Below are 13,565 nucleotides of genomic sequence, written 5' to 3'. Positions count from 1 at the left end.
CCGTAAAGAAAACAGCCACTTATCAGTACGAAAGTTCTGACGTCTCACAATCCAAATGAAAAGAGCCTCATAACAATAAGAAACACCCTACAAGTTATCAGATGAAAATATTCAGCCGACCATCTAGCATTCAAACAACCCAAGGAGAACCACACAACCAACTCTCTATATACAGAGACGCAATACAAAGGAGCAGCACATGAAAAATGGACTTACATTGCCAGGCAGCCCTGAAAATGAAAAAGCTCAGTAACCAAATGCATTACGCCTATCCAGTGCTTCTCTTGATCACCTCCGCCATAGGCATATTCACCGTAGTGAATAACCTTACCGCGGGGTTATACGGAATTGGCAAGGACTCGATCGGTCTGCCAATAGGTGCGATGTTTATTATTTGCATAACGCTATTGGCCATGCATTTACTGCAGGTTTTCAGTAGTAAAAAAGCCAAAGTCCATTTTCCGGGAAAGATTCTGCTTACTGCATTATCACTGATCGCTGCGATACTATCGTCGGCAATTCTCGCCGGCTGTATAACTTACTGGTTCATTCCTGACCATATCATTATTGCAATCTCTTATAGTTTCACTGCGCTCGCATTTGGTGCATTTCAAATCCAACTATTAAAAACAGCCAAATAGTTTTGGCGGATGGACTGGTCAACAGACTTAAGTCCGTGCCACCTGCATTCGCGAGCAGGCTCGCTCCCACAAGTACCGCATCAATCCTGTGGGAGCGGGCTTGCTCGCGAAGGGCTTAACGCGAAGCTGCCCGGTTACTGATGGTGTTCACTACGGACACCTGGGTATTGAGCGTCCAGAAGTCAAACAACACCCCCAGGAAGAACACTCCGCCCGTCACCAGGTACAGCAAGCCGCTGAGCCATTTCCCCTGATACATCCGGTGTACGCCGAATACCCCTAGGAACGTCAGCAGAATCCACGCCACGCTGTATTCGATCGGCCCGGCCTCAAAGCGCAGGTCGGCCTCACGGTCCATGGACGGGATCAGGAACAGGTCGATCAGCCAGCCGATGCCCAGCAAACCGAAAGTGAAGAACCAGATCGTCCCGGTCACCGGCTTGCCGTAATAGAAGCGGTGAGCCCCGGTAAAACCGAAAATCCACAGCAGGTAACCGATCAGTTTGCTGTGGGTGTCTTGATAGGCCACGGGGTGTTGATAGGTGTTCATGAGGGTCCTCGATTCACACGATAGATAAATATTGTTGAATTCTTTGTGACTTTTTTACAGGCGTCCGACGTATGGCAAATGCTACCTTCACTCCCGCCAAAGCCTTGTAGTACAAGCACTCTGTCCGACAATTGCGTCAACTCGCTGCTTATTTGGTTCCGTTGACCCCAAGGTCCAATCGACCAACGGCCTCGGAAGGGTCAAAAAAGCTGTTATAAAGTTGCGCGCTAACCCATATGAGCCTTGCCTAATGCGTCCATTTTTCAAGACATGGCTAACCATTTGCCTTTTGATGCCACTGGCCGCCCACGCCACCAATCGTGAGCAACGTCTTCCTAACGTTAATGGTTACACCCCGAAATCCCATGTTTCTGCTCCTTCGAGCAAAAACAAGCAAACCGCGAAACGCTCCACCACGCTGGCCACCGCCAACGCCAAGCTGGTGCCGCCGATGGCGACCAAGCAAAGCAGCAACGTGTTGAGTCGTGCAGTCAACGTCCTCGGTACTCCATACCGTTGGGGCGGCAGCAGCCCAAGTAAAGGGTTCGATTGCAGTGGCCTGGTGAAATACGCGTTTAACGACGCGACTTTCGATCTGCCACGCACCTCGAACGCTATGGCCAGCGGTCATGGCCAGAAAGTCGATCGCGCGGATCTGAAGCCGGGCGATCTGATTTTCTTCAACATCAAGAGCCGTCGGGTCAATCACGTTGCCATTTACCTGGGTAACGATCGCTTCATCCACGCGCCACGCCGTGGCAAAGCGGTGTCCATCGATACGCTGAAGAAGCCGTATTGGGAAAGCCACTATGTGGTGGCCAAGCGGGTTCTGCCGAAAGAACCGAACCAGATGCGCGTCGTTCAGCGCTGATTAACGGCTTTCATCGTTCTTGAGACCCCCTTCGCGGGCAAGCCTCGCTCCTACAGGTCATGCGCCATTTTCGCGGCACATAACCATCCTGTAGGAGCGAGGCTTGCCCGCGAAGGCGTTTCTGGGCCAATCAAAAGTTATCCGGTGACCGCGCCTTCTCCCGCGCATGCTCGCGGCTGATCAAGCCCTTGGTCACCAATTCCTTCAAGCACATATCCAGCGTCTGCATCCCCAGATTGCCCCCGGTCTGAATTGACGAGTACATCTGCGCCACCTTGTCCTCGCGGATCAGGTTACGGATCGCTGACGTACCGAGCATGATCTCGTGCGCCGCAATCCGTCCGCCACCAATCTTCTTGACCAGCGTCTGCGACACCACCGCCAGCAACGACTCGGACAGCATCGAGCGCACCATCGACTTCTCATCCCCCGGAAATACATCCACCACCCGGTCGATAGTCTTCGCCGCCGACGTGGTGTGCAGCGTGCCGAACACCAGGTGACCGGTTTCAGCGGCGGTCAACGCCAGGCGAATGGTTTCCAGATCGCGCATCTCCCCCACCAGAATCACATCCGGGTCTTCGCGCAACGCCGAGCGCAGCGCGGTAGCGAAACTGCGGGTATCGCGGTGGACTTCGCGCTGATTGATCAGGCATTTGCGCGATTCGTGCACAAACTCGATCGGGTCTTCGATGGTGAGGATGTGGTGATGGCGATGGTTGTTCAGGTAATCGATCATTGCTGCCAGGGTGGTGGACTTGCCGGAACCGGTCGGGCCCGTCACCAGCACCAGGCCACGGGGGGCTTCGGTAATCTTGCGAAACACATCGCCCATGCCGAGGTCGTCCATGCTCAGGACCTTCGACGGAATGGTCCGGAACACCGCGCCGGCGCCACGATTCTGGTTGAACGCGTTGACCCGGAAACGCGCCACGCCCGGCACTTCGAAGGAGAAGTCGGTTTCCAGGTGTTTCTCGAAGTCCACCCGCTGGGTGTCGTTCATGATGTCGTAGATCAGCTCGTGCACCTGTTTATGGTCCAGGGCCGGCAGGTTGATGCGCCGCACATCGCCATCGACGCGAATCATCGGTGGCAGGCCGGCAGACAGGTGCAAGTCGGACGCGCCCTGTTTGGCGCTGAATGCCAGCAGCTCAGTGATATCCATAGCGCTCCTCAATTCCAGTAGAATGCCGCGAACCTTCAGACCGCCGGCGCCGAATCCTCGCCTGAAAAGTCGCCGAGCGATGATCAGGCAAGGCAAAAGTTGGCGAAGACGCGGAGTTGACGTCAGTCAATGAGCATCTGAGTCGACTTTTAACGCCGCATGATCGAGTGCAGGCACTTTTCAGGCAGGATTTGATGTCCACGATAGCAGACAACATCCTTCAGGTTAGTTCGCGTATCCAGGCAGCGACCCAAGCTGCCAATCGCGACGAGCACAGCGTCCAGCTGCTGGCCGTGAGCAAGACCAAGCCCGCCGAAGCCCTGCGTGAAGCCTACGCCGCCGGGCTGCGGGACTTTGGTGAGAACTATCTGCAGGAAGCCTTGGGCAAACAGCTCGAATTGGCCGACCTGCCCTTGATCTGGCACTTCATCGGCCCCATTCAATCGAACAAGACTCGCGCTATCGCCGAGCACTTCGCTTGGGTGCATTCCGTGGATCGTTTGAAAATCGCACAACGCCTGTCCGAACAACGTCCTGCCGATCTGCCGCCGCTGAACATCTGCATCCAGGTCAACGTCAGCGGCGAGGACAGCAAGTCCGGCTGCACCCCGGCCGACCTGCCAGCCCTGGCCAAGGCCATCAGCGAATTGCCGCGCCTGAAGTTGCGCGGGTTGATGGCGATCCCCGAGCCGACTGACGATCGCGCCGCCCAGGACGCCGCTTTCGCTGCCGTGCAGCACCTTCAAGCCAGCCTCGAACTGCCGCTCGACACGCTTTCCATGGGCATGAGCCACGACCTCGAGTCGGCCATCGCCATGGGCGCCACGTGGGTCCGCATCGGTACAGCCCTGTTTGGCGCTCGCAGCTCTCAACAAATGCATGGCCAGCCTTGAACAATGGCTGACTCCTCTCTTTATAAGGACCTGACATGAGCAAGACTCGTATTGCCTTTATCGGTGCCGGCAACATGGCCGCCAGCCTGATCGGTGGCCTGCGCGCCAAAGGTCTGGACGCGGCCCACATCCGCGCCAGCGATCCCGGCGCTGACACCCGCGCTCGTGTGAGCGCCGAACACGGCATCGAAGTATTCGCCGACAACGCCGACGCCATCCAGGACGCCGATGTAGTCGTGCTGGCGGTCAAACCGCAGGCGATGAAAGCCGTGTGCGAAGCCATTCGCCCCAGCCTCAAGCCGCATCAACTGGTGGTATCCATCGCGGCGGGCATCACCTGCGCCAGCATGAACAACTGGCTCGGCGCTCAGCCAATCGTGCGCTGCATGCCCAACACCCCGGCGCTGCTGCGTCAGGGCGTGAGCGGTTTGTTCGCCACGGCTGAAGTGACGGCCGAGCAACGCCAACAGGCTCAAGATTTGTTGTCCGCCGTCGGTATCGCACTGTGGCTGGACGAAGAACAGCAACTGGACGCGGTCACCGCCGTTTCCGGCAGTGGCCCGGCGTACTTCTTCCTGTTGATCGAAGCGATGACTGCGGCGGGCGTGAAACTCGGCCTGCCGGCGGACGTCGCCGCGCAACTGACCGTGCAAACCGCCCTCGGCGCCGCACACATGGCGGTTGCCAGTGACGTGGATGCCGCGGAACTGCGTCGCCGCGTGACCTCGCCTGCGGGCACCACGGAAGCAGCGATCAAGTCGTTCCAGGCCGGGGGCTTCGAAGCCCTGGTCGAAACGGCACTCGGCGCCGCCGCACATCGCTCGGCCGAGATGGCCGAACAACTGGGTCGCTAATCAGCTCTTACAAAGGAATCAATGATGCTCGGACTCAATGACGCTGCCGTTTTTATCATCAAGACGCTGGGCAGCCTGTACCTGCTGATCGTGCTGTTGCGCTTCATCCTGCAATTGGTTCGGGCGAACTTCTACAACCCGCTCTGCCAGTTCATCGTCAAAGCCACTCAACCGCTGCTCAAGCCGCTGCGCCGGGTCATCCCGAGCATGTTCGGGCTCGACATGTCGTCGCTGGTGCTGGCGCTGATCATTCAAATGCTGCTGATCGCGGTGATCCTGCTGCTCAAAGGCTTCATGGTCGACTGGTTGCTGTTGGTGCCTTGGGCGCTGATCGCGCTGTTCTCGCTGTTCTTGAACATCATTTTCTACGCGATGATCATCAGCGTGATCCTGTCCTGGGTCGCCCCGGGCAGCCACAATCCGGGCGCCGAACTGGTGGCTCAGATTACTGAACCGGTACTCGCCCCGTTCCGTCGGATCATTCCGAACCTGGGCGGCCTGGATATCTCGCCGATCTTCGCGTTTATCGTGATCCAGTTGCTGCAGAGCTGGCTGATCCCGCGCCTGGCGTACTTTGCGTTCATGCCGCAGGGTTTGCTTGGGCTGATCTGATCCAGAGCGCTGACCGCGTTATCGCTCTTCGCGGGCAAGCCTCGCTCCTACAGGACCTATGCGATTCCCTGTAGGAGCGAGGCTTGCCCGCGAATGCCGCACCTCGGTCCAACTGAATGAAATCAGGCCTGCCGTTCGCTTGCTGCTAAGGGCAGCGGTCTTTAGACTTACGCCTCATTTCAACGAGAGCAGGGTCGATGCCAACTGCCTTTCCCGCCGATTCTGTTGGTCTGGTGACGCCGCAAGTGGCGCACTTCAGTGAACCCCTGGCCCTGGCCTGCGGCCGTTCGCTCCCAGCTTATGACCTGATATACGAAACCTACGGCACGCTGAACGCCACGGCGAGCAACGCCGTGCTGATCTGCCACGCCTTGTCCGGCCACCATCACGCTGCCGGTTTCCACAGCCCCGACGACCGCAAACCCGGTTGGTGGGACAGCTGCATCGGCCCCGGCAAACCGATCGACACCAGCAAGTTCTTCGTGGTCAGCCTGAACAACCTCGGTGGCTGCAACGGCTCCACCGGCCCGAGCAGTATCAACCCGGAGACCGGCAAGCCATTCGGCGCCGACTTCCCGGTGCTGACCGTGGAAGACTGGGTGCACAGCCAGGCGCGCCTGTCCGACCTGCTCGGCATCAGCCAGTGGGCGGCGGTGATCGGCGGCAGTCTCGGCGGCATGCAAGCCTTGCAGTGGACCATCACTTACCCCGACCGCGTGCGGCATTGCCTGGCCATCGCCTCGGCGCCCAAGCTGTCGGCGCAGAACATCGCGTTCAACGAAGTGGCGCGCCAGGCAATCCTCACCGACCCCGAGTTCCACGGCGGTTCGTTCCAGGAAGCCGGCGTGATTCCCAAGCGCGGCTTGATGTTGGCGCGGATGGTCGGGCACATCACCTACCTGTCCGACGATTCCATGGGCGAGAAATTCGGCCGTGGCCTGAAGAGCGAAAAGCTCAACTACGACTTCCACAGCGTCGAGTTCCAGGTCGAGAGCTACCTGCGTTATCAGGGCGAAGAGTTCTCCGGGCGTTTCGACGCCAACACTTACCTGCTGATGACCAAGGCGCTGGATTACTTCGACCCGGCGGCGAACTTCGACGATGACCTGGCGAAAACCTTCGCTGGCGCCACGTCCAAGTTCTGTGTGATGTCCTTCACCACCGACTGGCGTTTCTCCCCTGCCCGCTCCCGGGAACTGGTGGACGCGCTGATGGCGGCCAAAAAAGACGTTTGCTACCTCGAGATCGACGCTCCGCAAGGCCACGACGCCTTCTTGATTCCGATCCCGCGCTATCTGCAGGCGTTCAGCAATTACATGAACCGAATTAGTTTGTGAGTAAGCCATGAGAGCTGATCTGGAAATCATCCAGGAATGGATTCCCGCCGGTAGCCGCGTGCTCGACCTCGGTTGCGGCGACGGCGAACTGCTGACCTGGCTGCGGGACAACAAGCAAGTCACCGGCTATGGCCTGGAAAACGACGCGGACAACATCGCCGAGTGCGTGGCCAAGGGCATCAACGTGATCGAGCAGGACCTGGACAAGGGCCTCGGCAACTTTGCCAGCAACAGTTTCGACATTGTGGTCATGACCCAGGCCCTGCAAGCCGTGCATTACCCGGACAGGATCCTCGACGAAATGCTGCGGGTCGGTCGCCAGTGCATCATCACGTTCCCCAATTTCGGTCACTGGCGCTGCCGCTGGTACCTGGCGAGCAAGGGGCGGATGCCGGTGTCCGAGTTCCTGCCGTACACCTGGTACAACACGCCGAACATCCACTTCTGCACTTTCGGCGACTTTGAAGAGTTGTGCCGCGAACGTGAAGCGAAGGTCATTGATCGGCTTGCCGTGGATCAACAGCACCGACACGGGTGGGCCAGTAAGCTATGGCCTAATCTATTAGGTGAGATCGGTATCTACCGCGTCAGCAGCCCAGGGCTGCAAGATCACAAGGTCGCGGTCTGAACCACGCCATTTCAAGGAGAACGATCATGGGTCGTCTAGCGCTGTTTCTACTTACTGCCTGCCTGAGCGTCACTGCCATGGCCGCCGACGTCATCAAGGGCGAGCGCCAGGAAACCTTTGGCGACGTGACGGTGCATTACAACACCTTCAACTCCACGTTCCTGACACCGGACATCGCCAAAGCGGCGGAGCTGGTGCGCAGCAAGAACCAAGGCGTGATCAACGTCTCGGTGATCAAGGACGGCAAGCCGCTGATCGCCCAGGTCAACGGCACGATCAAAGACCTCACCAGCCAAAGCGTGCCACTGAAATTCAAACAGATCACCGAACAAGGCGCGGTCTATTACATCGCGCAATATCCGGTTGAACAGCAGGAAGTCCGCACCTTTGAAATCAAGGTGCAGAACGGCGACAAAATCAACACCATCAACTTCAACCAAGAGCTTTTCCCCGGCGAATGATGAACTTCACGCAACTCGTACTGGCCAGCCATAACGCCGGCAAACTCAAGGAACTCCAGGCCATGCTCGGCGCATCGGTGCAACTGCGCTCGATCGGCGAGTTCAGCAGCATCGAGCCTGAAGAAACCGGCCTGTCGTTCGTCGAAAACGCCATCCTCAAGGCCCGCAATGCCGCGCGTATCTCCGGTCTGCCGGCACTGGCCGACGATTCGGGGCTGGCGGTGGACTTCCTTGGTGGTGCGCCGGGGATTTACTCCGCTCGTTATGCCGACGGCAAGGGCGATGCAGCGAACAACGCCAAGCTGCTCGACGCTATGAAAGACGTGCCTGAAGCCGAGCGTGGCGCGCAGTTCGTTTGCGTCCTGGCGCTGGTGCGGCACGCCGACGATCCGTTGCCGATCCTGTGCGAAGGTCTGTGGCACGGGCGCATTCTGCCGGCGGCCAGCGGTGAACACGGTTTTGGCTACGACCCGCTGTTCTGGGTGCCGTCTCGCGATTGCTCCAGCGCCGAGTTGAGCCCAAGCGAAAAGAACCTCATCAGCCACCGCGCCCGTGCAATGGATCTGCTGCGCCAGCGTCTAGGCTTGATATGACCCACGACTCATCCGCGTCGCCACTGATCTTCGGTGGCGCCGCACAATCGCCTCGGGCCGCGCTGCCTACGCTGCCGCCCCTGGCGCTGTACATCCACATCCCGTGGTGTGTGCGCAAATGCCCTTATTGCGACTTCAACTCCCACACCGCCAGCCCGGTGCTGCCGGAAGAAGAGTACGTCGACGCGCTGCTGGCCGACCTCGATCAGGATTTGCACGCGGTCTACGGCCGTGAGCTGAGCTCGATCTTCTTCGGTGGCGGCACGCCGAGCCTGTTCAGCGCCGAGGCCCTGGGCCGCTTGCTCAAAGGTGTCGAACAGCGGATTCCGTTTGCCAGCGACATCGAAATCACCCTGGAAGCCAATCCCGGAACCTTCGAACAAGAGAAGTTCGTCGCCTACCGTGCGCTGGGCATCAATCGCCTGTCGATCGGCATCCAGAGCTTTCAGGAAGAGAAACTCAAGGCCCTGGGACGGATTCACAACGGCGACGAAGCGATGCGCGCCGCGGGCATGGCCCGTCAGGCCGGGTTCGACAACTTCAACCTGGACCTCATGCACGGTTTGCCCGATCAATCCCTGGACGATGCGCTGAGCGACCTGCGCCAGGCCATCGCCCTGAAGCCGACTCACTTGTCTTGGTATCAGCTGACCCTGGAGCCGAACACGGTGTTCTGGAACCAGCCGCCGACGCTGCCGGAAGACGACACGTTGTGGGACATTCAGGAAGCCGGGCAAGCGCTGCTGGCCGAGCACGGTTACGCGCAATACGAAGTTTCGGCCTATGCCCAGCCCGGTCGCCCGGCGCGGCATAACCTCAACTATTGGAGTTTCGGTGACTTCATCGGCATCGGTGCCGGCGCCCACGGCAAGCTCAGCCACCCGGACGGGCGCATCGTCCGCACCTGGAAGACGCGTTTGCCCAAGGATTACCTCAACCCGGCCAAAAGCTTCAAGGCTGGCGAGAAGGCGCTGACCAATGACGAGTTGCCGTTCGACTTCCTGATGAACGCCCTGCGCCTGACCGAAGGCGTGGAATCGCGCCTGTATCCGGAACGCACCGGCCTGCCCCTGGAAAGCCTCGCCGAAGGTCGCCGGGAAGCCGAACAAAGCGGCCTGTTGCAGGTCGAACCGTCACGTCTTGCGGCCACCGAGCGCGGACAACTGTTTCTCAATGACTTGCTGCAGACATTTCTGAGCTGATTTCAGCCTTAAGGGAAAACCAATGGATTTGATCCTCGACCTGCTCGCCACCGTGTCCCGCTGGAGCCGCAGCAACCTGTCGGAAATCTCGCTGGCGCTGGTGGGCTGCCTGCTGGTGCTGTTCGGCGCGGACATCAAAGGCTGGGTCGAACAACGCCTGGGCGGCATCGCCGGCGCCTTGCGCGTCCCGCTGATGGCCCTGCTGTGCATGGTCGGCAGCGGCGTCGCACTGATCTACGCCACGCCGTGGATCATCAAAGGCCTGAGCCAGTTCAACAACTACAGCCTGGCGCCGGTTTTGTTGGTGGTGCTGGTGCTGATCGGCGTCGTCGCAGACCGCCGCTGAATCTCACGCACAAAAAAACCCTTAGGAGCGAGGCTTGCCCGCGAAGGCGTCGTGTCAGTCAGTGATGATGGTGACTGATACGGCGCCTTCGCGGGCAAGCCTCGCTCCTACAGGTTTCAGGTCGCTCAGGACAGTTTTTCGAACTTCAGGTCCCACACGCCATGCCCAAGTCGTTCGCCACGGCGTTCGAACTTGGTGATCGGGCGTTCGGTCGGGCGTGGCACGCATTTGCCGTCTTCGGCGAGGTTGCGGTAGCCCGGCGCGACGCTCATCACTTCCAGCATGTACTCGGCATACGGTTCCCAGTCGGTGGCCATGTGCAGAATGCCGCCGACCTTCAACTTGCTGCGCACCAGTTCAGCGAACGACGCCTGAACGATACGGCGCTTGTGGTGACGGCTCTTGTGCCACGGATCCGGGAAGAACAGCATCAGGCGATCGAGGCTGTTGTCGGCGATGCAATTATTGAGCACTTCGATCGCGTCGCAATCGTAGACCCGCAAGTTGGTCAGGCCCTGAGTCAGCACACCATTGAGCAGCGCGCCGACACCCGGACGGTGAACTTCCACACCGATGAAATCCTGCTCCGGCGAGGCAGCAGCCATTTCCAGCAGCGAATGGCCCATGCCGAAGCCGATTTCCAGCGAACGCGGCGCCGAGCGGCCGAACACCTGGTCGAAGTCCACCGGCGCGTCGGCCAGCGGCAGGACGAACAGCGGCGTGCCCTGCTCCAGGCCTTTTTGCTGGCCTTCGGTCATGCGCCCGGCGCGCATCACGAAACTCTTGATGCGGCGGTGTTGGCGCTCTTCGCCTTCTTCCGGCTGGATAGGCGTTTCGTTCGATTCAGTCATCAATGGCTCTTACTTGATCAGACCATCCAGCGGCGAGGAAGCGCTGGCATAGAGTTTTTTCGGCATGCGGCCGGCGAGGTAGGCCAGGCGACCTGCAACGATCGCATGTTTCATGGCTTCCGCCATCATGATTGGCTGCTGGGCATGGGCGATGGCCGAGTTCATCAGCACTGCTTCACAACCCAGTTCCATGGCGATGGTGGCGTCGGAGGCGGTGCCGACACCGGCATCCACCAACACTGGAATTTTGGCTTCTTCAAGGATGATCTGCAGGTTGTACGGGTTGCAGATCCCCAGGCCCGTGCCGATCAGACCGGCCAGCGGCATCACGGCGATCACGCCGATTTCCGCCAGTTGACGGGCGATGATCGGGTCATCGCTGGTGTAGACCATCACGTCGAAGCCTTCCTTGACCAGCACTTCGGCGGCCTTGAGGGTTTCGATCACGTTGGGGAACAGGGTTTTCTGGTCCGCCAGCACTTCCAGCTTCACCAGGTTGTGGCCGCCGAGCAGCTCGCGGGCCAGTCGGCAGGTGCGCACGGCTTCGGTAGCGTCGAAGCAACCGGCGGTGTTCGGCAGGAAGGTGTAGCGATCCGGCGACAGGACTTCGAGCAGGTTCGGTTCGCCCGGGTTCTGGCCCAGGTTGGTGCGGCGCACGGCGAAGGTGACGATCTCGGCACCCGAGGCTTCGATGGCCAGGCGGGTTTCTTCCATGTCGCGGTACTTGCCGGTACCAACCAGCAAACGCGACTGGTAAGTACGACCGGCCAGGACGAAGGGCTTGTCGCTACGAACGATGCTCATGGGAAATCCTCTGTAGGGGTGAGGTTCTTGCAGAATTCCTTATTAACCAAACGCTGTGAAAACGTCGCGAGCGAAGGAAAGACAAGGCAAAAACAGGCGAGGAAGCGGAGTTTACGGGTTGTAAATGAGCATTCCGAGCCTGTTTTTAACTCAGTATTTCCGAGCGGAGCAGTTTTCACAGTGTTTGGCGACTAGCCGCCGCCGATGGCGTGCACCACTTCGACACTGTCGCCGTCGTTCAGCGTGGTGTCGGCATGCTGGCTGCGCGGGACGATATCCAGATTGAGTTCGACCGCCACCCGGCGTCCGGTCAGATCCAGACGGGTCAGCAGGGCCGCAACGGTTTCACCGTCGGGCAGTTCAAGGGATTCGCCGTTCAACTGAATGCGCATGCAAGAAGCCGCCATCATTTTTAGGGGCAGGCATTCTAGCCCGATCGGTCAGACTGACCCAAGCCATTCGTCTTGAAACACGATCTCTGTAGGAGCGAGGCTTGCCCGCGAAGGCGTGGTGTCAGGCACCCTCTTCATCAACTGACACTACGTCTTCGCGGGCAAGCCTCGCTCCTACAGGGTCAGCTTAACCGCCAGGCGGCGAGGCCCAGGCAGAACCAGCCGATAAGAAATGCCAGGCCGCCGAAGGGCGTGATGATGCCGAGCTTGCTCACGCCAGTGATCGTCAGCAGATACAAACTGCCGGAAAACAGCAGGATGCCAATAGCAAAGGACGCGCCGGCCCAGGTGATCAAGCGACCCGGAATCTGCGTTGCCAGCAGCGCCACGCCCAGCAGCGCCAGGGTGTGCACCAATTGGTAGGTGACGCCAGTGTGGAAAATCGCCAGGTATTCCGGCGTCAGACGGTTTTTCAAGCCGTGGGCGGCGAACGCGCCAAGGGCAACGCCGGTGAAGCCGAAGAAAGCGGCCAGCATCAGAAAGCCACGCAGCATGAAGAACTCCAGTCAGACTCGATCAACAGGGTCTGTATAATGGCCCGCTCAACGGGTTCGGCCAAGCCATCTCTATGCTGCGTTTAATTTTGCGACGATTCACGAAGGCCCTGCTCTGGTTCGCGGGCGGCAGCGTGTTGCTGGTTCTGATTTTTCGCGTAGTGCCGCCACCGGGCACGGCGCTGATGGTCGAGCGCAAGGTCGAATCCTGGTTCGATGGCGAGCCCATCGATCTGCAACGCACCTGGAAACCCTGGGATGAAATCTCCGACGACCTGAAAGTCGCGGTGATCGCTGGCGAAGACCAGAAGTTTTCTGAGCACTGGGGTTTTGATTTCGGCGCGATTCAAGCGGCGTTTGCCCATAACGAACGCGGCGGCACGATTCGCGGCGCCAGTACGTTGAGCCAGCAGGTGTCGAAGAATCTGTTTTTGTGGTCCGGCCGCAGCTGGCTGCGCAAAGGCCTGGAAGCCTGGTTTACCGGGTTGATCGAAGTGTTGTGGCCCAAGCAGCGGATTCTTGAGGTGTACCTGAACAGCGTTGAATGGGATGACGGAGTGTTTGGCGCTGAAGCGGCGGCTAGGCATCATTTTGGTGTGAGCGCTAAAGGTCTTAGCCGTCAGCAATCGAGTTTGTTGGCGGCAGTGTTGCCCAATCCAAGGGTTTGGAGCGCCAGTCATCCGACCAACTATGTCGCGCGGCGGGCCGGGTGGATTCGTCAGCAGATGAGTCAGTTGGGTGGCGACAGCTATCTGGTGGGGCTCAATGATTCGCGGCGTGCGCCTTGGGCTCAATGATTTGACGCGATCTC

At 59.3% G+C, this 13,565-nt stretch carries 18 protein-coding genes; 12 read left to right on the top strand and 6 right to left on the bottom strand.

The genetic code is table 11. The features are described 5' to 3' along the window. The first annotated feature begins 236 nt into the window (after positions 1-236). A complete protein-coding gene (locus ACIOYV_RS24215; protein WP_401327664.1) occupies positions 237-641 on the top strand; it encodes a hypothetical protein in 405 nt (134 codons plus the stop codon). 115 nt (positions 642-756) lie between these two features. Here ACIOYV_RS24215 and ACIOYV_RS24210 read toward each other — a convergent pair whose 3' ends face one another. Beyond that, positions 757-1,191 (bottom strand): TM2 domain-containing protein, encoded by a 435-nt coding sequence (locus ACIOYV_RS24210; protein ID WP_163910960.1) that lies wholly within the window; start codon positions 1,189-1,191, stop codon positions 757-759. A 250-nt stretch (positions 1,192-1,441) separates the two neighbouring features. Between ACIOYV_RS24210 and ACIOYV_RS24205 the strand changes: the two genes are divergently transcribed. Continuing rightward, on the top strand, positions 1,442-2,062 hold the full coding sequence (locus tag ACIOYV_RS24205) for a C40 family peptidase (RefSeq protein ID WP_163910956.1): 621 nt from the start codon (positions 1,442-1,444) through the stop codon (positions 2,060-2,062). 130 nt (positions 2,063-2,192) lie between these two features. On the opposite strand, the gene ACIOYV_RS24200 is transcribed toward ACIOYV_RS24205, so the two are convergent. Then, the gene (locus ACIOYV_RS24200; RefSeq protein ID WP_201190041.1) at positions 2,193-3,227 is read right to left on the bottom strand and encodes a type IV pilus twitching motility protein PilT; all 1,035 of its coding nucleotides are present in this window, start codon (positions 3,225-3,227) and stop codon (positions 2,193-2,195) included. Positions 3,228-3,421: 194 nt separating this feature from the next. On the opposite strand from ACIOYV_RS24200, the gene ACIOYV_RS24195 reads away from it, so the two are divergent. The 9 genes from ACIOYV_RS24195 (at position 3,422) to ACIOYV_RS24155 (ending at position 10,153) form a co-directional block, all read left to right on the top strand. Continuing rightward, positions 3,422-4,120: a YggS family pyridoxal phosphate-dependent enzyme gene (locus ACIOYV_RS24195; protein ID WP_401327659.1), complete on the top strand. Its 699-nt coding sequence runs from the start codon at positions 3,422-3,424 to the stop codon at positions 4,118-4,120. A gap of 35 nt (positions 4,121-4,155) precedes the next feature. Further along, positions 4,156-4,974, top strand: coding sequence for a pyrroline-5-carboxylate reductase (gene proC / locus ACIOYV_RS24190; RefSeq protein ID WP_401327657.1), 819 nt, complete (start codon positions 4,156-4,158; stop codon positions 4,972-4,974). A gap of 24 nt (positions 4,975-4,998) precedes the next feature. Continuing rightward, complete coding sequence (locus ACIOYV_RS24185; RefSeq protein WP_163910944.1) at positions 4,999-5,586, top strand: YggT family protein; 588 nt, start codon at positions 4,999-5,001, stop codon at positions 5,584-5,586. Positions 5,587-5,783: 197 nt separating this feature from the next. Beyond that, the gene (locus tag ACIOYV_RS24180; protein ID WP_054044416.1) at positions 5,784-6,923 is read left to right on the top strand and encodes a homoserine O-acetyltransferase; all 1,140 of its coding nucleotides are present in this window, start codon (positions 5,784-5,786) and stop codon (positions 6,921-6,923) included. Positions 6,924-6,930: 7 nt separating this feature from the next. Further along, positions 6,931-7,551 carry a methionine biosynthesis protein MetW gene (gene metW / locus ACIOYV_RS24175; RefSeq protein WP_054044417.1) on the top strand — a complete coding sequence of 207 codons (621 nt, stop codon included), beginning with the start codon at positions 6,931-6,933 and terminating at the stop codon, positions 7,549-7,551. A 26-nt stretch (positions 7,552-7,577) separates the two neighbouring features. After that, entirely contained in the window at positions 7,578-8,012 is a 435-nt protein-coding gene (locus ACIOYV_RS24170) for a DUF4426 domain-containing protein (protein WP_290023421.1), read from the top strand. Then, positions 8,009-8,605, top strand: a complete 597-nt coding sequence (gene rdgB, locus ACIOYV_RS24165) for an RdgB/HAM1 family non-canonical purine NTP pyrophosphatase (RefSeq protein ID WP_401327652.1) — start codon at positions 8,009-8,011, stop codon at positions 8,603-8,605. The genes ACIOYV_RS24170 and rdgB overlap by 4 nt, the downstream gene beginning before the upstream one ends. Beyond that, positions 8,602-9,807 (top strand): radical SAM family heme chaperone HemW, encoded by a 1,206-nt coding sequence (gene hemW, locus ACIOYV_RS24160; RefSeq protein ID WP_401327649.1) that lies wholly within the window; start codon positions 8,602-8,604, stop codon positions 9,805-9,807. Before rdgB ends, hemW begins: the two co-directional genes overlap by 4 nt. Before the next feature lie 22 nt (positions 9,808-9,829). Then, positions 9,830-10,153: a DUF3392 domain-containing protein gene (locus tag ACIOYV_RS24155; RefSeq protein WP_150642306.1), complete on the top strand. Its 324-nt coding sequence runs from the start codon at positions 9,830-9,832 to the stop codon at positions 10,151-10,153. A gap of 125 nt (positions 10,154-10,278) precedes the next feature. Here ACIOYV_RS24155 and trmB read toward each other — a convergent pair whose 3' ends face one another. The 4 genes from trmB to ACIOYV_RS24135 form a co-directional block, all read right to left on the bottom strand. Beyond that, a complete protein-coding gene (gene trmB / locus ACIOYV_RS24150; RefSeq protein WP_401327645.1) occupies positions 10,279-11,004 on the bottom strand; it encodes a tRNA (guanosine(46)-N7)-methyltransferase TrmB in 726 nt (241 codons plus the stop codon). Between the two features lie 9 nt (positions 11,005-11,013). Then, the gene (locus ACIOYV_RS24145; RefSeq protein WP_008068101.1) at positions 11,014-11,808 is read right to left on the bottom strand and encodes a thiazole synthase; all 795 of its coding nucleotides are present in this window, start codon (positions 11,806-11,808) and stop codon (positions 11,014-11,016) included. A 191-nt stretch (positions 11,809-11,999) separates the two neighbouring features. Then, positions 12,000-12,200: a sulfur carrier protein ThiS gene (gene thiS / locus ACIOYV_RS24140; protein ID WP_054044430.1), complete on the bottom strand. Its 201-nt coding sequence runs from the start codon at positions 12,198-12,200 to the stop codon at positions 12,000-12,002. A 182-nt stretch (positions 12,201-12,382) separates the two neighbouring features. After that, on the bottom strand, positions 12,383-12,754 hold the full coding sequence (locus tag ACIOYV_RS24135) for a DUF423 domain-containing protein (RefSeq protein WP_054044432.1): 372 nt from the start codon (positions 12,752-12,754) through the stop codon (positions 12,383-12,385). Positions 12,755-12,828: 74 nt separating this feature from the next. Here ACIOYV_RS24135 and mtgA point away from each other — a divergent pair, with 74 nt between their 5' ends. Next, positions 12,829-13,551 (top strand): monofunctional biosynthetic peptidoglycan transglycosylase, encoded by a 723-nt coding sequence (gene mtgA / locus ACIOYV_RS24130; protein ID WP_054044435.1) that lies wholly within the window; start codon positions 12,829-12,831, stop codon positions 13,549-13,551. Positions 13,552-13,565: the final 14 nt, after the last annotated feature.

This window comes from Pseudomonas sp. NPDC087342 (assembly GCF_044744265.1).
In the GTDB taxonomy this organism is placed as follows: Bacteria; Pseudomonadota; Gammaproteobacteria; order Pseudomonadales; family Pseudomonadaceae; genus Aquipseudomonas; species Aquipseudomonas nunensis.
The sequence above is the reverse complement of the archived record's forward strand: the minus strand, read 5'-3'. Positions and strand labels throughout refer to the sequence as shown.

What these genes read in the sequence shown, in the direction of transcription:
- ACIOYV_RS24145 (WP_008068101.1), bottom strand. Translation starts at nt 11,808, where the DNA reads ATGAGCATCGTTCGTAGCGACAAGCCCTTCGTCCTGGCCGGTCGTACT.
- thiS (WP_054044430.1), bottom strand. Translation starts at nt 12,200, where the DNA reads ATGCGCATTCAGTTGAACGGCGAATCCCTTGAACTGCCCGACGGTGAA.
- hemW (WP_401327649.1), top strand. Translation starts at nt 8,602, where the DNA reads ATGACCCACGACTCATCCGCGTCGCCACTGATCTTCGGTGGCGCCGCA.
- ACIOYV_RS24200 (WP_201190041.1), bottom strand. Translation starts at nt 3,227, where the DNA reads ATGGATATCACTGAGCTGCTGGCATTCAGCGCCAAACAGGGCGCGTCC.
- ACIOYV_RS24205 (WP_163910956.1), top strand. Translation starts at nt 1,442, where the DNA reads ATGCGTCCATTTTTCAAGACATGGCTAACCATTTGCCTTTTGATGCCA.
- ACIOYV_RS24185 (WP_163910944.1), top strand. Translation starts at nt 4,999, where the DNA reads ATGCTCGGACTCAATGACGCTGCCGTTTTTATCATCAAGACGCTGGGC.
- proC (WP_401327657.1), top strand. Translation starts at nt 4,156, where the DNA reads ATGAGCAAGACTCGTATTGCCTTTATCGGTGCCGGCAACATGGCCGCC.
- ACIOYV_RS24215 (WP_401327664.1), top strand. Translation starts at nt 237, where the DNA reads ATGAAAAAGCTCAGTAACCAAATGCATTACGCCTATCCAGTGCTTCTC.
- ACIOYV_RS24195 (WP_401327659.1), top strand. Translation starts at nt 3,422, where the DNA reads ATGTCCACGATAGCAGACAACATCCTTCAGGTTAGTTCGCGTATCCAG.
- metW (WP_054044417.1), top strand. Translation starts at nt 6,931, where the DNA reads ATGAGAGCTGATCTGGAAATCATCCAGGAATGGATTCCCGCCGGTAGC.
- rdgB (WP_401327652.1), top strand. Translation starts at nt 8,009, where the DNA reads ATGATGAACTTCACGCAACTCGTACTGGCCAGCCATAACGCCGGCAAA.
- mtgA (WP_054044435.1), top strand. Translation starts at nt 12,829, where the DNA reads ATGCTGCGTTTAATTTTGCGACGATTCACGAAGGCCCTGCTCTGGTTC.
- ACIOYV_RS24135 (WP_054044432.1), bottom strand. Translation starts at nt 12,754, where the DNA reads ATGCTGCGTGGCTTTCTGATGCTGGCCGCTTTCTTCGGCTTCACCGGC.
- ACIOYV_RS24210 (WP_163910960.1), bottom strand. Translation starts at nt 1,191, where the DNA reads ATGAACACCTATCAACACCCCGTGGCCTATCAAGACACCCACAGCAAA.
- ACIOYV_RS24180 (WP_054044416.1), top strand. Translation starts at nt 5,784, where the DNA reads ATGCCAACTGCCTTTCCCGCCGATTCTGTTGGTCTGGTGACGCCGCAA.
- ACIOYV_RS24170 (WP_290023421.1), top strand. Translation starts at nt 7,578, where the DNA reads ATGGGTCGTCTAGCGCTGTTTCTACTTACTGCCTGCCTGAGCGTCACT.
- trmB (WP_401327645.1), bottom strand. Translation starts at nt 11,004, where the DNA reads ATGACTGAATCGAACGAAACGCCTATCCAGCCGGAAGAAGGCGAAGAG.
- ACIOYV_RS24155 (WP_150642306.1), top strand. Translation starts at nt 9,830, where the DNA reads ATGGATTTGATCCTCGACCTGCTCGCCACCGTGTCCCGCTGGAGCCGC.